Origin of the sequence: Bradyrhizobium sp. AZCC 1588 (assembly GCF_036924735.1) — a bacterium.
Lineage (GTDB): Bacteria > Pseudomonadota > Alphaproteobacteria > Rhizobiales > Xanthobacteraceae > Bradyrhizobium.
In genome coordinates this window covers 3,802,215-3,822,219 of sequence record NZ_JAZHSC010000001.1, presented here as the reverse complement: position 1 = coordinate 3,822,219, position 20,005 = coordinate 3,802,215, and the positions used below count along the sequence as shown (strand labels likewise).

Sequence of the window (20,005 nt, the reverse complement as noted above, 5' to 3'; positions counted from 1 at the left end):
CGATCAGTCGCCAACGGCGGCAACTTCCCGGCACAACGCCTGGCCCGAGGGGGCACAGGTGGTGCGCAGGATCTTGGCGTCGCGCGAAAAGGTGAATGCGATGCGGACGGGTGCACCTTCGTGGCTCAGATAATCGAGCACGACACCGTCGGTGGTCGGCGTGATTTCCTCCAGCCCGAATGCGGTGGGTACGATCGCATCGAGGCGCGGCCGCCAGTAGGATTCGAGTCCGGCGCGGCCTTCGCTGACCTTGGCCTCGCCGCACCGGCATTCGGCCATCGCGTCATCCGCATAGAGGTCGAGCAATGTCACGAGGTCGCGCTTGCGGCACGCGTCCAACCAGTCGACCACCAATGCTACCTGATCGAAATCATCAGCCAATTCCGCGATCCTATCCACGTTGCCATACCTTGTCCCGAGTGGTGACGCGGGTGACGGAGTATGGCGATCGTCGTGAATGGGCACTGAACAGCCTGTTTCCGGAACTCACGGTGGTACCCTAAATGCTAAATGATTGTGCGGAACAAAGGTTCCATTAGGCTAGTCCGGACGAATACGGGTCTCAGGCTCGACGCTGCGCGCGCCACCACACACCGAACGCGATGACGACTGCAAAGGCCAGCGTGAACCAGGTGATGGCGTATTGCAGGTGATCATCCTTGAGGTGCACGGAGAGCGGCCCGGGCTTCGGAATGCCGCTTTCGGGCACCGGTTGTTCCAGATCGACATAGAACGGCGCGACGGCCTTGCCGCCCTCGCCCCAGCCGAGCGCGCGCGCCATCGCGAGATGATCGCGCGTGAACCAAAGCCGTTTTGCCGCGCTCTCCGGCGGCGTCAGCGTGCCGGCGGTCTCGGGAAAACGGATATAGCCGGTGAGCTGCACCGGGTCACCGGTGATGAGCCGTCTTACGGCGCGATCCTGCTGGGCGCGGTCCTGCATCGTGTTTTGTACGAAGCCGGTATTGACCACGATGGTGTTGCCATCGGCGAGTTGCGCCGGCAGGAACGCCCAGGTGCCGGGGCCGGAGACATCGTCGCGCACCGCGGAGCCTGCGCTATAGACCATCGCGTCCGGCAACGGCGCGTAGGTGGCGGTAAAGCTGATGCGTCGGAATTCGTCCTTGGCCGCCGTCAGCGCATTCCACTGCGCTTGCGCCGGCAGTGCCTCAGGCGCAGCGGCGAGTCGCTCGTTCAGCATCGCGATCAGCGCGTGCTTTTCGACCCGGCGCTGCAATTGCCAGATCCCGAGGCCCGTGAAGGCCGCCACCATCAGCAGCGTGAAGATGGCAAAACTGGCCACCGCCGGCCGCCGTGACAGGAGGCCGGTCATTTCGGTTCGCGGTCGATCAGCCGGCCGGGCGCCGCCTTGTGATGGAATTGCAGCGCGATCAGCAGCGACTTCATCGAGCGTAACGGCAGAAGCGTGGTCGCTGCGATCAGCGGCAGCCAGAGCGCCGCATGCAGCCAGAACGGCGGCTGATATTTGACTTCGACGATCAGGGCGGCGGTGACCACGATGGCGCCCGCCAGCATGATGATGAAGATCGCAGGGCCGTCGCCGGAATCGATGAAGGCGTAGTCGAGCCCGCAAGCTTCGCAATTCGGGCGCAAGTCGAGGAAGCCCGCATAGAGCTTACCCTTGCCGCAACGCGGGCAGCGGCAGGCGAGGCCGCGGAGCGCGCTCTGGGTTAGTGTGGGTGAAGTGTCAGCCATCGACTTTTCCTTCCCTCTCCCCTTGTGGGAGAGGGTGTCGCCTCACGAAGTGAGGCGACGGGTGAGGGGTTCTCTCCGCGGAGACAGACCCCTCATCCGCCTTCGCTTCGCGAAGGCAGCTTCTCCCACAAGGGGAGAAGGGTAAGAGAAAGGGGCGGTCCTTCCGACCGCCCCTTGTAGCACGTCAAGCCTGCATCAGTGCCCGGCCACCGGTCCCGCGCCGCGGAACCAGACGTAGATGGTGACGAACAGGAACAGCCACACCACGTCAACGAAGTGCCAATACCAGGCCGCGAATTCGAAGCCGAGATGCTGCTTCGGCGTGAAATGGCCGGCATAGGCGCGGAACAGGCAGACCAAGAGGAAGACAGTGCCGACCAGCACGTGGAAGCCGTGGAAGCCGGTGGCCATGAAGAAGGTCGCGCCGTAGATGTTGCCCGAGAACGTGAACGTGGCGTGGGCATATTCGTAGGCCTGCACGGCGGTGAAGCAGGCGCCGAGCACGACGGTGAGGATCAGGCCGTATTTGAGCCCTTGGCGGTCGTTCTCGAGCAGCGCGTGATGCGCCCAGGTCACCGTGGTGCCCGAAGTCAGAAGCAGCAGCGTATTGAGCAGCGGCAGGTGCCAGGGGTCGAAGGTCTCGATGCCCTTCGGCGGCCAGGTGCCCGGCACGCTACAGGCACCGGCAGCCGTCCCCGGACCGCAACCGAACACCGCGTCGCGGGTGGCGTGGACCGCATCCGCAGGGAACAGCGCGGAATTGAAGAATGCCCAGAACCAGGCGACAAAGAACATCACCTCGGAGGCGATGAACAGGATCATGCCGTAGCGGTGGCTGATCTGCACCACGCGGGTGTGGTCGCCCTTGTATTGGGCTTCGCGGATCACGTCGCCCCACCAGCTCGCCATGGTGTAGAGCACGCCGATGGTCCCGACGCCGAAGATGATCGGCGCGGCGGCGAACATGTGATGCATCCAGGCGATCGCGCCCACGGCCATGATGAAGGCCGAGATCGAGCCGACGACCGGCCACGGGCTCGGATCGACGAGGTGGTAGTCGTGGTGCTTCGCGTGCGCCGTAGCCATTGCGGTCTCTCCGTTAGATGTGCCGTTCCCTTCGGCACATATTCGTCTCAACAATCAATTCGCGAAATCCCGCCAGATACGGAATTCCGAGCTTACAGGTTTCCCTTGCGTTTATCCGGTTCGCTGGCCGCGAGCGGCTTCGGCGCCGGATCGCGCACGGGATAGAAGGTGTAGGATAGCGTGATGGTCTTGAGGGCGTCGTTCTCGCTGTCTTTCGCCAGCGCCGGATCGACGTAGAACACCACGGGCATCTCGCGCTTCTCGCCGGGGCCCATGGTCTGCTCGGTGAAGCAGAAGCAGTTGATCTTCTGGAAATAGGCGCCGACGGTAAGCGGCGCGACGTTGTAGGCGGCAACGCCGACGGTGGCGCGCGCGGCCTGGTTGGTTACGGTATAGAAGACGGTGACGACCTCGCCGATGCGGACTTCGATCTCGTTCTGCTCGGGCTCGAATTTCCAGGGCAGTCCGGGACCGACATTGGCGTCGAACCGCACCGCGATCTTGCGCTCCAGCGGCGCGTCAGACGGCGCCGAAGTCGCGACCTGGGTGGTGCCGTTGAAGCCGGTGGCGCGGCAGAACCAGTTGTAGAATGGCACGGCGGCATAGGACGCGCCGACCATCAGCACCACGACGAAGCCGCAAATCGAGGCAACGGCCGCATCGCGCGTCAGGGTACGGCGCGAGGCAACCCTCTCGCCTTCCGCCCTGCCCTCGCTGATCTGCGGCTCGTTCTGCATCTCAATCACAACGGACGGACGAGAACGCCCGGCCCCTTGACCATGGTGACTGCGAAAAACAGTACGACGAGGACGCCGAGCGCGAGCGCAATGGCGATCGAGCGATGACGGCGGCTCCGCTTCTGCGCCTCGGTGAGGACGATTCCATCTGGCTTGCGCTTGTCGTCCATAAGCGTTCCATGCGCCCCCTACCCGACCATAGCTGCGACAGCGCGAATCACGACCTCAAGCAGGAGCGTCGCAAACAGCGCGAACAGATAGAGGATCGAGAAGGCAAATAGCCGGCGGGTGGCGCGCTGCGCCTGCTTGCCTTCGCGGTGGCGATAGACCTCGATCGCGAGCCACATCATGCCGGCGCCGAGCATCAGCGAGATGACGCCGTAGACCGCGTCGAAATAGCCGAGCGGCCAGGGCGCTGCGGCGATCGCGACCAGCACGATCGTGTAGAGCAGTATCTGCAGCCGCGTCGCGTCAGGCCCCGCGACCACGGGCAGCATCGGAATCCCGGCGCGGGCATAATCGTCGCTGCGGAACAGCGCCAGCGCCCAGAAATGCGGCGGGGTCCAGAAGAAGATGATGAGGAACAGGAGCAGCGGCTCCATCGACAGCGAGCCGGCGGCTGCAGCCCACGCCACGACAGGCGGCAGCGCGCCGGCGGCACCGCCGATCACGATGTTCTGCGCGGTCCAGCGCTTCAGCCACATGGTGTAGATCACCACGTAGAAGAAGATCGTGAACGCCAGCAGCGCGCCGGCGAGCCAGTTGACGAGGGTGCCGAGCGTCATCACCGAGAAGAAGGCCAGCGTCAGGCCGAACGCCATCGCTTCCGCGCTCGTGATGCGTCCGCGCGGGATCGGCCGGTTGGCGGTGCGCGACATCAGAGCGTCGATGTCACCCTCCAGGGCCATGTTCATCGCGCCCGAGGCGCCGGCTCCGACCGCGATGCAGAGGATCGAGGTGAAGGCGATGACCGGATGGACGTGGCCGGGTGCGATGAAGAGACCGACCAGCGCGGTGAAGATCACAAGCGACATCACCCGCGGCTTCAGCAGCGCGAAGTAATCACCGACATCAGCCTCGGAAATCCGAGGTAGAGCATCGATCGCGTTGTGGTCGACTACCGACAAGATTTATCTCGCTTCACTAAAGCCGCGGCGCGCAACGATGGCGCGCCGCGAACAACCGTTTACTGCACGCGCGGCAGAACTTCGAACTGGTGGAAGGGCGGCGGCGACGTCAGCGTCCATTCCAGCGTGGTGGCGCCGGCGCCCCACGGATTGTTGGCAGCCGCCTGCTTCTTCATGAAGGCATCGACCACGCCGTAGATGAAGATCAGCACGCCGAAGCCCGAAATGTACGAGCCGACCGAGGACACCAGGTTCCAGCCCGCGAACGCGTCGGGATAGTCGACATAGCGGCGCGGCATGCCCGACAGGCCGAGGAAGTGCTGCGGGAAGAACACCAGGTTAACGCCGATGAAGGTGACCCAGAAGTGCAGCTTGCCGATGGTTTCCGAATACATGTAGCCGGACATCTTCGGGAACCAGTAGTACCAGCCCGCGAAGATCGCGAACACCGCGCCCAGCGACAGCACGTAGTGGAAGTGCGCGACCACGTAATAGGTATCCTGCAGCACGCGATCGACGCCGGCATTCGCCAGCACGACGCCGGTGACGCCGCCGACCGTGAACAGGAAGATAAAGCCGATCGCCCATAACATCGGCGTGCGGAATTCGATCGAGCCGCCCCACATCGTGGCGATCCACGAGAAGATCTTCACGCCGGTCGGCACCGCGATCACCATGGTGGCGGCGACGAAATAGGCCTGCGTCGCGCTGGACATGCCGACCGTGTACATGTGGTGCGCCCACACCACGAAGCCGATGCCGCCGATCGCGACCATGGCGTAGGCCATGCCGAGATAGCCGAACACGGGCTTGCGCGAGAAGGTGGAGACGATCTGGCTGATCATGCCGAAGCCGGGCAGGATCAGGATGTACACTTCGGGGTGGCCGAAGAACCAGAACAGATGCTGGAACAGCACCGGATCGCCGCCGCCGTCGGCGGAGAAGAAGGTGGTGCCGAAATTACGGTCGGTGAGCAGCATGGTGATGGCGCCGGCGAGCACCGGCAGCGACAGCAAGAGCAGGAACACCGTCACCAGGATCGACCAGACGAACAGCGGCATCTTGTGCAGGGTCATGCCCGGCGCGCGCATGTTGAAGATCGTGGTGATGAAGTTGATGGCGCCGAGGATCGACGAGGCACCGGCAATGTGCAGCGACAGTATCGCGAAATCGACCGCCGGTCCCGGATGGCCGGAGGTCGACAGCGGCGCGTAGATGGTCCAGCCCGCGCCGACACCGTTGGCGCCCGGCTCACCCTCGACGAAGGTGGACATCAAGAGCAGCGCGAAGGAGGCCGGCAGCAGCCAGAACGAGATGTTGTTCATGCGCGGGAACGCCATGTCGGGCGCGCCGATCATCAGCGGCACGAACCAGTTGCCGAACCCGCCGATCATCGCCGGCATCACCATGAAGAAGATCATGATCAGGCCGTGCGAGGTCACGAACACATTGTAGGTGTGGGATTCGTGGAAGAACTGGACGCCGGGATACATCAGTTCGATGCGGATCGCGATCGACATCGCAGCCCCGATGATGCCCGCGAAGATCGCGAAGATAAGGTACATCGTGCCGATGTCCTTATGGTTCGTCGAATAGAGCCAGCGCCGCCATCCCGTCGGATTGGCATGCGCATGGTCATCATGGGCGTGATCGTGGTGTGTCGCTGCCGTCGTTGCCATTTTGTAATCCTGCCTTGCAGTCCCTTTGCGGACCTTTTCAGGTCCCGTCGCCCTTGTCCCTTGCTTGTCCGTTGGCCCGCGCCTTACTGCGCGGTCTGACCACCAGCCGAGGCGTAGGTGTTCGCCGGGTTGGTCGCATATTTCTTCTTCGCCGCTTCAACCCACTCGGCGAATTCCTGATCGCTCACCACCTTGACCGCGATCGGCATGAAGGCGTGGTCCTTGCCGCACAATTCCGAGCACTGACCGTAATACATGCCGGTCTTGGTCGCCTTGAACCAGGTCTCGTTGAGACGGCCGGGGATCGAGTCGATCTTGATGCCGAACGAGGGCACCGCGAACGCGTGGATCACGTCGGCGCCGGTGGTCTGAACCCGGATCACCTTGTTGACCGGCACCACCATTTCGTTGTCGACGCCGAGCAGGCGCGGCTGCTTGTCCTGCGCCATCAGCGAATCGAACTCGAACTTGCCGTTATCCGGGTAGGCGTAGCTCCAGTACCACTGCTTGCCGGTGACCTTGACGGTCAGGTCGGCCTTGGGAACGTCGAGCTGCTGGAACAGGAGGCGGAACGACGGCACCGCGATGCCGACAAGGATCAGCACCGGGATCAGCGTCCAGGCCACCTCGATCAGCGTGTGGTGGGTGGTCCGGGAGGGGACAGGATTGGCCCTGGCGTTGAACTTCACCACCACGATGACCAACAGCGCCAGCACGAACAGGGTGATCAGCGTGATGATCACCAGCAGCAAATTATGGAAGCTGATGATGTTTTCCATCACCGGGGTCGCGGCTTCCTGCAGCGTGATTTCCCACGGCTTTGGCTGCTGCCCAAAAGCCGTCCCGCCGGAGACGAGCGCCATGCCCGCTACCGCCAACCCCAGCAACCGCCGGCCCATCAGGCCCTTCGACATCTTCATGCCGCTCGCGCTCCCTTAGAAAAAATCCCCAAAGCATTTCGGCCGGATGGCCGGAAATGCCGCACGATCCGCCCTCACAAACGGCCTACCGGAGGTACTTTGGAAGTACACCTTCGAAAGTACCTGCAACAGTATTGCTGCCGTACCCCGGGCCAGATCGTTAGAACGCGTCGAAATCCAGCCTCTCAAACCATAATTCTAAGGCTCTCGCAATGCAGTAGTAGAGCGCAAAGCCATGCGTCACCTGCTATTCGCCGGACGTCGGATTTTCCTGACAAATCAGGCAAAACCTGCCGTTTGGCAGGCCTGCACCGCTTGACAGGCCGATTGCCGGATGTAGGCACAGTCACGGCGCTCCCGAGCGACCTGATTCGCTCGGGCCCATGGTCCTCGATGGCGCGGATTGGCTCCTGGACTGCCTTCAAGGCGCCGTCATTGCGTATCAGTCCGGGTAAGTCCAGTTACAATATGTGCTGCCGGCGCTGCCGGAAATCGTGAGAGGATCGACCCGGATGGGGCGTTCGAAACATAGGGCGCGACGACATCAGGCGGGATATCGCCTGGAACCGGCCCGCTGGCTCGGCGGCCTGCTCGCCGTGGCCTTCCTGCTCGGCCTGACCCAGGCGGCGAGCGCACAAGGCGCGGTGCGGTCGGTCCATGGCGACTGGCAGATCCGCTGCGACACCCCGCCTGGTGCCCAAGGCGAGCAATGCGCGCTGATCCAGAGCGTGGTCGCCGAGGACCGCTCAAACGCCGGCCTGACCGTGATCGTGCTGAAAACCGCCGACCAGAAGAGCAAGCTGATGCGGGTGGTCGCCCCCCTCGGCGTGCTGCTGCCCTCCGGTCTTGGGCTCAAGCTCGACAACCAGGACGTCGGCCGCGCCGGGTTTGTGCGATGCCTGCCGAATGGCTGCGTCGCCGAGGTGGTGATGGACGAAAAACTCTTAGGCCAGCTCCGGGGCGCCAAGACGGCGACTTTTATTATCTTTGAGACGCCCGAAGAGGGCATCGGGTTTCCGCTCAGCCTGAACGGGCTGGGTGAAGGATATGACAAGCTGCCGTGAGGACGAGCCGATAGCTCCGCAAAGTCCGGGTGATCGAATTAACCGGCACTGCCGTAGTAATCGAGCAGCCGGCGCGCTTCGCTGGAAAGCCAGTCTGCTTCACCGCTGATATAGCCTTCGACTTGCCCGGTGATGCCGATCAAAAAGGTAATGGGCATGCCATAGAGCGCGAACGGCGTGTCGGCTTGGCCGCTGGTGCCGGCTCTTGCCACAAGTCCTTTCGGATCAAGCCCGATCGCAAGGCGCCGAAGCTTCAGCCCCTTTACAAACGGCGCAACGACCGAGCGGTCGCGATCCGTCGCAACTGCGATCACCATGAGATTCCTGACATCGCTCGCCGCCAGACTGTCCAGCATCGGCAGTTCGGTCCGGCAGGCCGGACACCAGGTCGCCCAGAAATTGACGAGCACCACCTTCCCTTTCAAGGAGGTCAAATCGATCGCGCCGCCGGAGAGACGCGGAATCGGCACAGACGGGACAGGCCTCGCGCCACGAAGCTGGATGAACTGATGCCGGGAGGTGGCGAATGGCGGCGGACCTTCGGCCCGGGCGCGATTGGATGCAGCCGACATCGCGACCGAGGCGCCGGCCCCGAGCAGCCCTGCAACGAGAGTGCGGCGTGTTAGCCCGCGATGTAGCGTCATGGTGCGCGTCCGCTTGTCATGACCGGATGCTTGTCATGACCGGATATAGGACCAACCGGCTTCCTGCAATTCGATGATGCGTCCGGGCCCGCTCGGCACCAGATCAACATTGTCGATCAGCGCGATCGGACGGCCCTCGCTGCGCTGCATGCCCTGCTTCGTCGCGTCGCAGACCACGAAACGGATGTTCGGATTCACCGCCCTTACCACCTGCAGCATGTCCCTCACCGGCGAGGTGTCGGCACGGAACATGTGAACGCCGGCATTGTAGGCAACGACCTCGATCATAAACGGCTCGTTGCGCTCCTGGTAGTATTTCGGAAGGTTGAGCGAGGTCGAGATCAAGGCGCGCATCGTGGTGGGATCGTCGCTATTGATCGGCAGCACCAGCCGATGCACCGGAGGCAAAGCGCGCTTGACCTCCGGTTTCGAAACGGCGGAGCCCGGCTCGGTCAGCAACAACGTCACGACCAGCGGCACGATGAAGGTCAGAGCCAGCCCGACCCATTTGATTACCCGGCGGAAAGACAGGCGCATTGTCGCTGCTTCAAAACGCCTTGGCGAGAGAGGCAATCGCCTCACGCTCCGAATAGGCCACGAGCGCGTTCAACACGAGCAGGACAATCGCCGGCACTGGCGAGCCGCCGATGACGAACAAGTGCGTGATCACGGCGCCGATCATGATGCAGATCAGCAGCAGCGCACCGACGCCGGCCTTTCGTGGAAGCAGCAGCAGGATTGCCCCGACGATCTCGAGACTGCCGGTCAAATAGCGAAACCATTGGCCGAGCCCAATGTGGTGAAACTCGTCCACCATCATCGGCACGCCGTAGAGCTTGACGCCTCCGGCCCCCAGAAACGCCAGCGCCAGCAATCCTCTGACAATCCACACGCCAACATGGGTCCAACGGCGCCCGGCAGGCACAGCAACGTCCGACATCGAATACTCCCGAATGTTGAGAAGCAGTCCCCGGGTGTCCAAGACTTAAGGCGCCCAAGGCTTTCAAAATCAAAATTCGGTACTAAGATGAAATTGACAAGTAGGATGATTTTTCTGGTGTAGTATGAAAAAGCAGACCAATGAAGACAACGTGGAGGAATGCCCCTCCGAGCGGGCCAGGCAGCAGCTTCACCGCGCGCTTCGCCTGCTCTCCGGCAAATGGAAGGGCGAAATCCTCTGGCAGTTGGTCGAGGGCAAGCAGCGTTTCGGCCAATTGCGGCGCGCCATTCCCGACGTGACGCAGCACATGCTGACCACACAATTGCGCGATCTCGAAAACGAGGGCTTGGTGAAGCGGACCGTGTTCGCCGAAGTGCCGCCCCGCGTCGAATATGAGATGACACCCGCGGCAAAGGCCCTGAGACCTGTGTTCGAAGAGCTGTCCCGCTGGGCCAATGCGCATGGCAGACTGGATTCCGATCCGGATCTTGCGGATGCGGCCGGCAAAGGACATGACAAACAGCCGTGAAAGAGACCTCCCCTTTTGCGGCGGTCATGACTATCTTTCATTGCCGTCGTCCCTGCGAACGCAGGAACCCATAACCACAGATGTCCGCGACGTAATGTGAACTCGACGACATCTGCGCATACGATACCGGCGCTTGTAATTATGGGTCGCTCGCGTTCGCGACAAGCATTTGTGTTGATCGGAGCCTGCATGACCAACCTCGCCACCACCTCCCTGCTCGACCGCGCCAATCTCGACCGCGATACCGTCAGACGCGAGATCACGCGGGGCCTTTTGGGCGCCGACGACGGCGAGTTGTTTCTGGAATACGGCCAGACCGAAGCGCTCGGCTTCGACAATGGGCGCTTGAAGCAAGCGACCTACGACACCTCGCAAGGATTTGGCCTGCGCGCGGTGAAGGACGACGCGGTCGGCTACGCGCATTCCTCCGACGTATCGCTGCCGGCGCTGATCCGCGCGGCGGACGCGGTCGCCGCGGTGCGCGGCGGCTACAGCGGCAATTTTGCCGCTGCTCCGGCGCATACCAATGTGCGGCTCTATGGCGACGAGAATCCTTTGGATGCGCCGGGGTTCGAAGCCAAAGTCAAGTTGCTGGCAGAGATCGATGCCTATGTCCGCGACAAGGATCCGCGGGTGCGGCAGGCCTCCATTAGCCTGGGCGCCACCTGGCAGGTGGTGGAAATTTTGCGGCCTGACGGCGAAAGCTATCGCGACATCCGCCCGTTGGTGCGCGTGAATATTTCCGTGGTCGCCGGACAAGGCGACCGGCAGGAAAGCGGCAGCAAGGGTTATGGCGGCCGCGAGGGCTATGCGCGCTTCATCGAAACCAAGGCGTGGCGTGAGGCTGCCGACGGCGCGATCCGCGAGGCGCTGGTCAATCTGGAATCGGTGCCTGCACCCGCGGGCGAAATGGACGTGGTGCTGGGCGCCGGCTGGCCCGGCGTGATGCTGCATGAAGCGGTCGGCCATGGCCTCGAAGGCGACTTCAACCGCAAGCAGACGTCAGCTTTCGCAGGACTGATGGGCAAGCAGGTCGCGGCCAAGGGTGTCACCGTCGTCGACGACGGCACCATCGCCTCGCGGCGTGGTTCGCTCTCGATTGACGACGAGGGCACGCCGACCAACCGCACTGTGCTGATCGAGGACGGCATTCTGGTCGGCTACATGCAGGACCGCCAGAACGCGCGGCTGATGAACATGAAGCCGACCGGCAATGGCCGCCGCCAGAGCTACGCCCATGTGCCGATGCCGCGCATGACCAACACCTACATGCTGGCCGGCGATCGCGATCCGGCGGAAATCATCGCTTCGGTGAAGAAGGGCGTTTATGCCGCGAATTTCGGCGGCGGCCAGGTCGACATCACCTCCGGCAAATATGTGTTCCAGTGCACCGAGGCCTACAAGATCGAGAACGGCAAGCTCGGCGCGCCCTTGAAGGGCGCGATGCTGATCGGCAACGGGCCGACCGACTTGCACCGCATCACCATGGTCGGCAACGATCTGGCGCTCGATACCGGCATCGGCACCTGTGGCAAGAACGGCCAGGGCGTGCCGGTCGGCGTCGGCCAGCCGACGCTGCGGATGGAAAGGATCACGGTCGGAGGAACGGGCTAGTGAGCGACGAAAAGGTGGTGAGCGAAGAGAAACAACTCCCCGCGGCCAAACCGGTGAGCTGGCGCGGCCAAGCCGTGCAGCTCGCGGCCATCGTCGCCATCGTTCTCGTCGCCAAGGGCGCGATCGCCGAACCGTTTTATGTTCCGTCCGGATCGATGGAGCCGACGCTTCTGATCGGCGACGCGCTTGTCGCGTCGAAATATCCTTACGGCTACGGCGCGGCGTCGCTGCCGATCCAGATCACGCTACCCGAGACCGGCCGCCTGTTCGGCGAAACGCCCAAGCGCGGCGACGTCGTCGTGTTCCGCTGGCCGGGCGACCGCTCGCAGGCCTGGGTCAAGCGCGTGGTGGGATTGCCGGGCGACCGCATCCAGTTGCGGCAGGGTCAGCTCTTCATCAACGACCATGCCGCGACCTTGAAGCCGGACGGCCTGGCGCAGGCCGAAGACGATCGCGGCAACACCGAACGGGCCTACCGCTTCGTCGAGACGCTGCCGAACGGCGTCAGCCACGCCATCTTCAAGATGCGCGACAACGGAAGGCTCGACAACACCCCCGAGGTGACGGTGCCGCCGGGCCAACTGTTCGTGCTCGGCGACAACAGGGACAATTCCGCCGACAGCCGCGTCTCCGTGCGCGACGGCGGCGTGGGACTGTTGCCGATCGACAATCTGATCGGCCGCGCCGATGCCGTGGTCGGCTCCTGGGATCTCGGCATGCGCAACCAGCCGGTATGGACCTGGCCGTCGGGTTTCCGGCTGGCGCGGTTTTTTACTTCCGTGCATTGAGCTGAACGGCGTAGCGGGAAGTAGGGTGGGCAAAGGCGCATTTGCGCCGTGCCCACCATTTCGCCAGCGATCGAGCTTAATGGTGGGCACGCGGAGCCTGTCATCGGGCGCGCATTCGCGCGACCCGGTGGCTTTGCTCACCCTACGGCGCCAACCATGACGTTCGACGACGTCAGAAAATTTGCATTGGCCTGGCCGGAGGTCGAGGACGGCACCTCCTACGGCACGCCGGCCTTGAAGGTGCGCAAAAAGATGCTCGTGCGGCTGAAGGAGGACGGCGACAGCCTGGTGATGCCGGGCGTGCCAAGGGATGAGCGCGAGATGCTGGTGGAAAGCCGGCCGAAGTCATTTTACTTCACCGATCACTACCGCGATTATCCGATCGTGCTGATCCGCCTCTCGAAGGCCAGCCGCGCCACCGTCGAGCCGCTGTTGCGCCGGCACTGGCGCACGCTGGCGTCGAAGAGGGCGGTGAAGGAATTCGACGCGAACTTGTAGAACGTGTAGGGTGGGCAAAGCGAAGCGTGCCCACCAATTTCTTCCAATCGCGAAACAAGATGGTGGGCACGCTTCGCTTTTGCCCACCCTACGGCGGCGTGCCTATGGATAGAGACCAATTCCTCACCGCCGCTTTACAAAATCCCATCAACGAAATCATCACCGAGGAACTGTTTCGACTGTCGCTGCCGGACGCGTGGCTGGTCTCCGGCTGTCTCGTACAGACTGTGTGGAACGTGCTGACCAAGCGCGCGGTCGATTACGGCATCAACGATTACGACGTGTTCTATTTCGATCCCGATACGTCCTGGGAAGCCGAGGATGCCATCATCCGCACGCTGGCGCAGCGATTTTCAAGCCGCGGCATCGGGGTCGAGGCGCGCAACCAGGCGCGCGTGCATCTCTGGTACCCGGAGAAACATCGCCTGCCCTACCCGCCGTTGCGTTGCTCGACCGATGGCATCGATCGTTTTCTGACCAAGAACACCCAGATCGGAATCCGGCGCACGCGGGATGGTTATGAGGTTTACGCGCCGAATGGCTACGGCGATGTCGCCGGGATGATCGCGCGGCCCAACCCGGGACCGAATTTTTCGGTCGCGAATTATGAGGCCAAGGCTGCGCGCTGGAAGGCGCTGTGGCCGGAGCTCACCGTGTTGCCGGCGGATGCACCGTAACAATCATCGTCGTCCCTTGCGCACGCAGGGACGACGGCGGTGTATGCCGCGCTACCTCACCACGCCTGACGTAAACCCCGCCTTCCTTCGCGGCGGCTTGATGTCCTTCTTCAGGAAGCAATGGGCGTCCTTGCCGGCGTAGCCGGGGCGCGCGTAGGTCCAGGCCCGACATTTGTTGTCGGCGGCGCAGGCGGCCTTGCAGACGTCATCGCCGTCGCCGTCCTTGAGGTCGAAATTCTTGTAATCGCCGCCGACGCGGTCGATTGAGGTTTCAACACTGTCATTGCGGCGCTCGACCACGCCGGCGCCACGCACGCCGGAAACGCAGCAATCGCCGCTCTTGACTCGGGGCGGCACGCTGCCCTTCAGCCAGCAGACCGCGCCCTTGATCAAGCCGGTCGGATAGTTGAAGCTCCAGGCGCGGCAGCGCCGATCGCGCTCGCAGATCAGCGCGCATTCCGCCGGATCGCCCGAGACCACGGGCGCGCTGAGATAATCGCCGCCGGGACGGTCGAAATTGGCCTGCGCCAGCGCCGGGCGCGCGCATACGGCCGCCGCCAAAAAGGCGAGCGCCACCACACACGCCCTGAGCAGGCGAACAGTCTCCATCTGCGGTTGCTTTCGAATGCGCGTTGCCAGCGCGGGATGACTTTCCTCGAAAGGTCGTCCCGCCCTCAGCCCGTTGATTCAGCATGATTTTTCGAAAGACCGGCAGGCGGTCGTTCGGATCATGCTGGATCGGCCGTCATTTGAGCGCCATCAACCTGTACGGTGGATGAACGGCCCGAAGAGGCAACCCGTTTAATCAGAACGCGTATTCCTGATAGACGGGCTCCACGGAACCACCCCAATCGCCGTTGAATTTATCCAGCATCTCTTCCGCCGGCGTGCGGCCCGCTTCGAGGATGCGCTCCAGCGGTTCGAGGTGGCGGCTCTCGTCGCGGCCGGAATGGTCGACGCGGTTGCGCCGCCGCAAGCCCGCATGCGACAGCTTCAGGCATTCCTTCGCGATCTCGAACAGATAGCGGTCCTTGATCCTGGCCTTGAAGCCAGAGCGCGGGACGTCATCGCGCAACGCCTGACGCTCCGCGGCAGTCCAGTGGCTGACCAGATCCCAGGCCGCGTCGAGGCTGTCATTGTCGTACAACAGGCCGACCCAGAACGCCGGCAGCGCTGGCAGGCGGCCCCCACGGCACGCCGTCGGCGCCGCGCATTTCCAGATAACGCTTCAGGCGGACTTCCGGGAAGATCGTCGACAGATGATTGGCCCAATCCGATATCGTCGGGCGCTCGCCGGGCAACGAGTTGTTGCGGCCCTCGAAGAAGGCGCGGAACGACGAGCCGGCGACATCGATATAGGTTTCGCCGCGCTTGACGAAGTACATGGGAACGTCGAGCGCGTAGTCGACCCAGCGCTCGAATCCCATGCCGTCCTCGAATACCCACGGCAACATGCCGGCGCGCGCGTTATCCGTGTCGCGCCAGATCTCGGAGCGAAACGACAGGAAGCCGTTGGGCTTGCCCTCGGTGAACGGCGAATTGGCAAACAAAGCGGTCGCCACCGGCTGCAGCGCGATCGACACCCGCAGCTTCTTGACCATGTCGGCTTCGGAGGAGAAGTCGAGATTGGTCTGCACCGTACAGGTCCGGTACATCATGTCGATGCCGTACTGACCGACCTTCGGCATGTAGTTGGTCATGATCTTGTAGCGGCCCTTGGGCATCACCGGGATCTGCGACCGCGACCAGGACGGCGTCATGCCAAGCCCGAGGAAGCCGATGCCCAACGGCGTCGCGATCTCGCGGACCTGCGCCAGGTGCGCCATCAGCTCGGACTGGGTCTGGTGCACGTTCTCGAGCGGGGCGCCCGACAATTCGAACTGCCCGCCCGGCTCCAGCGAGATCGCGCCACCCCCGGTGACGTCATACAGCCCGATGATGTTGCCGTTCTCCATGATCGGCTCCCAGCCGAGCAAAAGCTGCATGCCTTCGAGCAGCGCGCCGATGCCGCGCGCGCCTTCATACGGCACGGGCTGGCGGCCCTCCAGCGTGAACGGGGTCTTCTCATGCTCGGTGCCGATGCGGAACTCGGACGGCGGCTTGATGCCGGCCTCGAACCACGCGACGAGTTCGTCACGCGATTGCAGCGGCGTCATATCGATCTGGTCACGCGCCATGAAAAAATCCGGATATCTGGCGATTCGACCGAACGCGCCGTGTGGCTGAAGGGGTGCGGACGGCGGCGTCCGCACCAACGAAACGTATCAAAGATGTCATCGCGCCGGCACGCCGTCGCGGGCAGCGGCCGCCTTGACGTCGGAGCACGAGCAGCCCAGCCGGTCGAGCAGACCGCAAAGCTTCATGGCGTCGACATCGGACAGTTTGGAGCCGACGTGCTTTTCGATCGCCGCCGAATAGGCGCCCCACATCTTCTTCTGCAACTCGCGCCCGGCTTCGGTGATCTCCACGAACTGGCCGCGCTTGTCGATCTTGCATTCGCGCCGCGCCGCCAGGCCCTCGTCCACCAGGCGGTCGATCAGCCGCGAGGTGGAATATTGCGGGATCAGCATCTGCTTTTCCAGCTCTACCGGGCGCATCTCGCCGGACGGGGCGCGCGACAGTTCCAATAGCGCATCATACCAGGCCAGCGGCGGAAAGCCCGCTTTCTTCAAATCCTGTTCGACGGCATCGAGCACCCGGCTCTGCACCCGCATCAGGCGGATCCAGGCGGCGGTCGCCTCGGTCGATGGTTTGCGTTTCATAGCCTAATCCGTATCTGTCACACATCAGTGTACCGCAATAAATGCATCTGCATCAATCTTGACTATTCCATGCAAATGCATTTAGTCATCCCGCCAATAATATCGAGGGAAGGAAAAATCCAATGAAACTGTATTATTCCCCGGGCGCCTGTTCGCTGTCCCCCCATATCGCGCTTCTCGAGGCCGGTCTGCCCTACGACCTGGTCAAGGTCGACCTGCGCGCCAAGAAGCTGGAGAATGGTGACGACTTTTTGAAGGTCAACCCGAAGGGCCAGGTGCCGGTGCTGGCGCTTGATTCGGGCGAACTGGTCACGGAGGGGCCGGTCATCGTCCAGATGATCGCCGACAGAGCGGGCAAGAATCTGGTGCCGGCTCGCGATTCGGACGAGCGCTACAAGCTGCTGGAATGGCTGAACTACGTCACGACCGAGCTGCACAAGAATCTCGGGCCGATGTTTTCGCCGGTGCTGGCCGACGACGCCAAGGCGTTCTTCAAGGACCGGGTCATGGGCAAGTTCAAGTACCTGGAAACGGCGCTGGCCGACCGCGACTACCTGATGGGCAAGCAATTCACCGTGGCCGACGGCTATCTGTTCACCATGCTGATGTGGGCGACCGACCGCTTGAAGTTCGATCTCTCCGCCATGCCGAACCTCCTCGCCTACAAGGCCCGTGTCGGCGCCCGTCCGAAGGTGCAGGAGGCGATGACCAAGGAAGGGCTGCTGAAGGCGGCGTGAACATTCAGCATGGGAATGCGAAAGGGCCGGATCGATGATCCGGCCCTTTTTGTTTGTGTTTGTCATTCCGGGATGGTCCGAAGGACCAGACCCGGAATCTCGAGATTCCGGGTTCGATGCTTCGCATCGCCCCGGAACGACGATGAAGAGAACGCCTACGCCGCCTGCTTCTTCGGCGGGAAGCGGCCGTAGAAGGTCTCGCCGCTCGCCGCCATATCTTCGAGGAGCTTCGGCGGAGTGAAGCGCGAGCCGTATTTGGCCTCGAGCTTGTGGCAGAGCTCGACAAACTTCCGCGTGCCCATGAAATCGATATAGGACAGCGTGCCGCCGGTGAACGGCGCGAAGCCGAAGCCCAAGATCGAGCCGACATCGGCCTCGCGCGGGTCGGTGATGACGTGGTCCTCCACTGTGCGCGCGGCCTCCACCGCCTGCACCGCCAGGAAGCGCTGCTTCAGTTCCTCGACATCGATCGTGTCAGGATCGAGCTGCTTCGGCTGCAGCGCGGATAATCCCGGCCACAGGCTCTTCTGACCCTTTCCCTTTTCGGGGTAATCGTAAAAGCCTTTGGCATTCTTGCGCCCCAGGCGGCCCTGCTTTTCGACCAGCTCCACCATCAGCTTCTTCTGGTCGGGGTTGATGGCGTTGGGGCCGAGATCGGCTTCGGTCGCCTTGATGACCTTCAGCCCGAGGTCGAGGGCGACTTCATCCGACAGCGACAGCGGACCGACCGGCATGCCGGCCATCTTGGCGCAGTTCTCGATCATCGCCGGCGGCACGCCTTCGAGGAACATCTCGTTGCCTTCGGCGATGTAACGGCCGACGCAACGGTTGGCGTAGAAGCCGCGGGAATCATTTACGACGATCGGCGTCTTGCCGATCACCCGCACATAGTCGAGTGCGGCGGCGAGCGCGACATCGCCGGTGTTCTTGCCGAGAATGATCTCGACCAGCATCATCTTCTCGACCGGCGAGAAGAAATGGACGCCGATGAACTTGCCCTGCTCCTTGAAGCTTTCGGCCAGCGAGGTGATCGGCAGCGTCGAGGTGTTGGACGCGAAGATCGCGTCGGGCTTGAGATATTGCTGCGCCTTGGCGAAGGTTTCCGCCTTGACCTTGCGGTCCTCGAACACCGCCTCGATGACGAGGTCGCAATCCCCTAGCGCAGCGTAATCCGCGGTTGGCGTGATGCGCGCCAGCAGCGCGTCGCGATCGCCTGCCTTGGCGCGGCCCTTGGCGATCTGCTCGTCGATCACCTTCTGCGCATGGGCCTTGCCCTTGTCGGCGCTTTCCTGGTCGCGGTCGATCAGGACGACGTCGAGGCCAGCGCGGGCCGAGACGTAGCCGACGCTGGCGCCCATGAAGCCGGCGCCGATCACGGCGATCTTCTTCACCTTGGTCGGCGGCACGTTCGCAGGCCGCCGCGCGCCCTTGTTCAGCTCCTGCATCGACAGGAACAGGCTGCGGATCATCGCGGCGGCTTCCTTGGAGCGCAGCACTTGCGTGAAATAGCGCGACTCGACGCGGAGCGCGGCGTCGATCGGCAACTGCAGGCCCTCATAGACGCAGCTCATGATGGCGCGCGCCGCCGGATAATTGTCGTAGGTCTCGCGGCGGTAGATGGCATTGCCGGCCGGGAACATCATCATGCCGGCCTTGGAGAACACCGGTCCGCCCGGCAGCTTGAAGCCCTTCTCGTCCCAGGGCGCGACCGCCTTGCCGCCGCCCTTGATCCAGTCCTTGGCCGCCTTGATCAGGTCGGAAGCCGGTACGATGGCGTGGATCAGGTTCAGCGACTTGGCCTTCTCCACGGTGACCGGGTCGCCCTTGAGCAGGATCGTCATCGCATCCTGCGGCTGCACCAGACGCGGCACGCGCTGGGTGCCGCCGGCGCCGGGGAACAGGCCGACTTTCACTTCCGGCAGTCCGAGGCGAGTTTTGGGATTTTCAGCCGCAACGCGGTAGTGGCAGGACAGCGTCACCTCAAAACCGCCGCCGAGCGCCAGCCCGTTGATCGCGGCCGCCCATGGCTTGCCGCAGGTTTCGATGCCGCGCAGCACCAGCGAAAAGCGCCGGCTCTGGTCGAACAGCATCTGGTTGGCGGCAACCTCGCCCTTTTCCTTGAAGACTTTCGCGTATTCCTTGTTCATGCCCTCGAGCATGGAAAGATCGGCACCGGCGCAGAACGCTTCCTTGGCGGAGGTGATGACGACGCCCTTTACCGCGGCGTCCGCCGTAGTCTGTTTCAGGATCTCCTCGAGCTCGGTGGTCGAGGTTTCATCGAGTACGTTCATCGAACGTCCCGGAATGTCCCAGGTGACGAGCGCAATGCCGTCGGCGTCGGTCTCGAGCTTGAAATTCTTGAAGGCCATGTTGGTGCTCCCTCGGTGCCGGCAGCCGGTATCAGGCGCGGCGGTTAAGCGGTAATTCGTAGGGTGGGCAAAGCGAAGCGTGCCCACCATTCCCAGCGGAGTGCGTGATGGTGGGCACGGC

22 protein-coding genes and 1 pseudogene are annotated in these 20,005 nt (G+C 63.0%); 7 read left to right on the top strand and 16 right to left on the bottom strand.

The features are described from left to right. Positions 1-3 precede the first annotated feature (3 nt). From V1277_RS17925 to coxB, 9 genes are all read right to left on the bottom strand, one after another. Positions 4-399, bottom strand: coding sequence for a nuclear transport factor 2 family protein (locus V1277_RS17925; protein ID WP_334417464.1), 396 nt, complete (start codon positions 397-399; stop codon positions 4-6). Between the two features lie 163 nt (positions 400-562). Next, positions 563-1,330, bottom strand: coding sequence for an SURF1 family protein (locus V1277_RS17920; protein WP_334417463.1), 768 nt, complete (start codon positions 1,328-1,330; stop codon positions 563-565). Further along, complete coding sequence (locus V1277_RS17915) at positions 1,327-1,713, bottom strand: DUF983 domain-containing protein (protein WP_334370770.1); 387 nt, start codon at positions 1,711-1,713, stop codon at positions 1,327-1,329. Before V1277_RS17915 ends, V1277_RS17920 begins: the two co-directional genes overlap by 4 nt. A gap of 195 nt (positions 1,714-1,908) precedes the next feature. Beyond that, complete coding sequence (locus V1277_RS17910) at positions 1,909-2,799, bottom strand: cytochrome c oxidase subunit 3 (protein ID WP_334370772.1); 891 nt, start codon at positions 2,797-2,799, stop codon at positions 1,909-1,911. A 92-nt stretch (positions 2,800-2,891) separates the two neighbouring features. Beyond that, complete coding sequence (locus V1277_RS17905; protein ID WP_334417462.1) at positions 2,892-3,536, bottom strand: cytochrome c oxidase assembly protein; 645 nt, start codon at positions 3,534-3,536, stop codon at positions 2,892-2,894. A gap of 5 nt (positions 3,537-3,541) precedes the next feature. Continuing rightward, a complete protein-coding gene (locus V1277_RS17900) occupies positions 3,542-3,706 on the bottom strand; it encodes a CoxF protein (RefSeq protein WP_065726586.1) in 165 nt (54 codons plus the stop codon). An 18-nt stretch (positions 3,707-3,724) separates the two neighbouring features. Further along, complete coding sequence (locus V1277_RS17895) at positions 3,725-4,663, bottom strand: heme o synthase (protein WP_334417461.1); 939 nt, start codon at positions 4,661-4,663, stop codon at positions 3,725-3,727. Between the two features lie 59 nt (positions 4,664-4,722). Continuing rightward, positions 4,723-6,342 (bottom strand): cytochrome c oxidase subunit I, encoded by a 1,620-nt coding sequence (gene ctaD / locus V1277_RS17890; RefSeq protein ID WP_334370779.1) that lies wholly within the window; start codon positions 6,340-6,342, stop codon positions 4,723-4,725. A gap of 83 nt (positions 6,343-6,425) precedes the next feature. Beyond that, on the bottom strand, positions 6,426-7,262 hold the full coding sequence (gene coxB, locus V1277_RS17885) for a cytochrome c oxidase subunit II (RefSeq protein WP_334417460.1): 837 nt from the start codon (positions 7,260-7,262) through the stop codon (positions 6,426-6,428). A 512-nt stretch (positions 7,263-7,774) separates the two neighbouring features. Here coxB and V1277_RS17880 point away from each other — a divergent pair. Further along, a complete protein-coding gene (locus tag V1277_RS17880) occupies positions 7,775-8,326 on the top strand; it encodes an invasion associated locus B family protein (RefSeq protein ID WP_065743953.1) in 552 nt (183 codons plus the stop codon). Positions 8,327-8,364: 38 nt separating this feature from the next. On the opposite strand, the gene V1277_RS17875 is transcribed toward V1277_RS17880, so the two are convergent. The 3 genes from V1277_RS17875 to V1277_RS17865 are packed head-to-tail and all read right to left on the bottom strand — an operon-like array spanning position 8,365 to position 9,910. Next, positions 8,365-8,970, bottom strand: coding sequence for a TlpA family protein disulfide reductase (locus V1277_RS17875; RefSeq protein WP_334417459.1), 606 nt, complete (start codon positions 8,968-8,970; stop codon positions 8,365-8,367). A gap of 33 nt (positions 8,971-9,003) precedes the next feature. Continuing rightward, the gene (locus V1277_RS17870) at positions 9,004-9,507 is read right to left on the bottom strand and encodes a DsrE family protein (protein WP_334417458.1); all 504 of its coding nucleotides are present in this window, start codon (positions 9,505-9,507) and stop codon (positions 9,004-9,006) included. A 10-nt stretch (positions 9,508-9,517) separates the two neighbouring features. Next, positions 9,518-9,910, bottom strand: a complete 393-nt coding sequence (locus V1277_RS17865; protein ID WP_334417457.1) for a DoxX family protein — start codon at positions 9,908-9,910, stop codon at positions 9,518-9,520. 124 nt (positions 9,911-10,034) lie between these two features. Between V1277_RS17865 and V1277_RS17860 the strand changes: the two genes are divergently transcribed. The 5 genes from V1277_RS17860 (at position 10,035) to V1277_RS17840 (ending at position 14,016) form a co-directional block, all read left to right on the top strand. Next, entirely contained in the window at positions 10,035-10,439 is a 405-nt protein-coding gene (locus tag V1277_RS17860) for a winged helix-turn-helix transcriptional regulator (protein ID WP_334417456.1), read from the top strand. Between the two features lie 189 nt (positions 10,440-10,628). Then, on the top strand, positions 10,629-12,053 hold the full coding sequence (gene tldD / locus V1277_RS17855; RefSeq protein WP_334417455.1) for a metalloprotease TldD: 1,425 nt from the start codon (positions 10,629-10,631) through the stop codon (positions 12,051-12,053). Then, a complete protein-coding gene (gene lepB, locus V1277_RS17850; RefSeq protein ID WP_442894497.1) occupies positions 12,053-12,841 on the top strand; it encodes a signal peptidase I in 789 nt (262 codons plus the stop codon). Before tldD ends, lepB begins: the two co-directional genes overlap by 1 nt. A 156-nt stretch (positions 12,842-12,997) precedes the next feature. Continuing rightward, positions 12,998-13,339: an MmcQ/YjbR family DNA-binding protein gene (locus V1277_RS17845; RefSeq protein WP_334417454.1), complete on the top strand. Its 342-nt coding sequence runs from the start codon at positions 12,998-13,000 to the stop codon at positions 13,337-13,339. A 104-nt stretch (positions 13,340-13,443) separates the two neighbouring features. Further along, a complete protein-coding gene (locus V1277_RS17840) occupies positions 13,444-14,016 on the top strand; it encodes a nucleotidyltransferase family protein (protein ID WP_334417453.1) in 573 nt (190 codons plus the stop codon). 51 nt (positions 14,017-14,067) lie between these two features. Here V1277_RS17840 and V1277_RS17835 read toward each other — a convergent pair whose 3' ends face one another. From V1277_RS17835 to V1277_RS17825, 3 genes and pseudogenes are all read right to left on the bottom strand, one after another. Next, a complete protein-coding gene (locus tag V1277_RS17835; RefSeq protein ID WP_334370795.1) occupies positions 14,068-14,625 on the bottom strand; it encodes a PAN domain-containing protein in 558 nt (185 codons plus the stop codon). 196 nt (positions 14,626-14,821) lie between these two features. After that, positions 14,822-16,193 (bottom strand): annotated as a pseudogene (locus tag V1277_RS17830) (glutamate--cysteine ligase). A gap of 96 nt (positions 16,194-16,289) precedes the next feature. Next, complete coding sequence (locus V1277_RS17825) at positions 16,290-16,778, bottom strand: MarR family winged helix-turn-helix transcriptional regulator (protein WP_334417452.1); 489 nt, start codon at positions 16,776-16,778, stop codon at positions 16,290-16,292. Positions 16,779-16,900: 122 nt separating this feature from the next. On the opposite strand from V1277_RS17825, the gene gstA reads away from it, so the two are divergent. After that, positions 16,901-17,515: a glutathione transferase GstA gene (gene gstA / locus V1277_RS17820; RefSeq protein WP_334417451.1), complete on the top strand. Its 615-nt coding sequence runs from the start codon at positions 16,901-16,903 to the stop codon at positions 17,513-17,515. A 155-nt stretch (positions 17,516-17,670) separates the two neighbouring features. On the opposite strand, the gene V1277_RS17815 is transcribed toward gstA, so the two are convergent. After that, positions 17,671-19,884 carry an FAD-dependent oxidoreductase gene (locus V1277_RS17815; protein WP_334417450.1) on the bottom strand — a complete coding sequence of 738 codons (2,214 nt, stop codon included), beginning with the start codon at positions 19,882-19,884 and terminating at the stop codon, positions 17,671-17,673. Positions 19,885-20,005: the final 121 nt, after the last annotated feature.

Bases quoted from the DNA above. Each gene is read 5' to 3' on its own strand.
- V1277_RS17815 (WP_334417450.1), bottom strand. From the start codon at position 19,884: ATGGCCTTCAAGAATTTCAAGCTCGAGACCGACGCCGACGGCATTGCG.
- V1277_RS17845 (WP_334417454.1), top strand. From the start codon at position 12,998: ATGACGTTCGACGACGTCAGAAAATTTGCATTGGCCTGGCCGGAGGTC.
- V1277_RS17840 (WP_334417453.1), top strand. From the start codon at position 13,444: ATGGATAGAGACCAATTCCTCACCGCCGCTTTACAAAATCCCATCAAC.
- V1277_RS17825 (WP_334417452.1), bottom strand. From the start codon at position 16,778: ATGAAACGCAAACCATCGACCGAGGCGACCGCCGCCTGGATCCGCCTG.
- coxB (WP_334417460.1), bottom strand. From the start codon at position 7,262: ATGAAGATGTCGAAGGGCCTGATGGGCCGGCGGTTGCTGGGGTTGGCG.
- V1277_RS17915 (WP_334370770.1), bottom strand. From the start codon at position 1,713: ATGGCTGACACTTCACCCACACTAACCCAGAGCGCGCTCCGCGGCCTC.
- V1277_RS17905 (WP_334417462.1), bottom strand. From the start codon at position 3,536: ATGCAGAACGAGCCGCAGATCAGCGAGGGCAGGGCGGAAGGCGAGAGG.
- V1277_RS17835 (WP_334370795.1), bottom strand. From the start codon at position 14,625: ATGGAGACTGTTCGCCTGCTCAGGGCGTGTGTGGTGGCGCTCGCCTTT.
- V1277_RS17920 (WP_334417463.1), bottom strand. From the start codon at position 1,330: ATGACCGGCCTCCTGTCACGGCGGCCGGCGGTGGCCAGTTTTGCCATC.
- V1277_RS17900 (WP_065726586.1), bottom strand. From the start codon at position 3,706: ATGGACGACAAGCGCAAGCCAGATGGAATCGTCCTCACCGAGGCGCAG.
- V1277_RS17880 (WP_065743953.1), top strand. From the start codon at position 7,775: ATGGGGCGTTCGAAACATAGGGCGCGACGACATCAGGCGGGATATCGC.
- V1277_RS17910 (WP_334370772.1), bottom strand. From the start codon at position 2,799: ATGGCTACGGCGCACGCGAAGCACCACGACTACCACCTCGTCGATCCG.
- V1277_RS17875 (WP_334417459.1), bottom strand. From the start codon at position 8,970: ATGACGCTACATCGCGGGCTAACACGCCGCACTCTCGTTGCAGGGCTG.
- V1277_RS17860 (WP_334417456.1), top strand. From the start codon at position 10,035: ATGAAAAAGCAGACCAATGAAGACAACGTGGAGGAATGCCCCTCCGAG.
- ctaD (WP_334370779.1), bottom strand. From the start codon at position 6,342: ATGGCAACGACGGCAGCGACACACCACGATCACGCCCATGATGACCAT.
- tldD (WP_334417455.1), top strand. From the start codon at position 10,629: ATGACCAACCTCGCCACCACCTCCCTGCTCGACCGCGCCAATCTCGAC.
- V1277_RS17865 (WP_334417457.1), bottom strand. From the start codon at position 9,910: ATGTCGGACGTTGCTGTGCCTGCCGGGCGCCGTTGGACCCATGTTGGC.
- gstA (WP_334417451.1), top strand. From the start codon at position 16,901: ATGAAACTGTATTATTCCCCGGGCGCCTGTTCGCTGTCCCCCCATATC.
- V1277_RS17870 (WP_334417458.1), bottom strand. From the start codon at position 9,507: ATGCGCCTGTCTTTCCGCCGGGTAATCAAATGGGTCGGGCTGGCTCTG.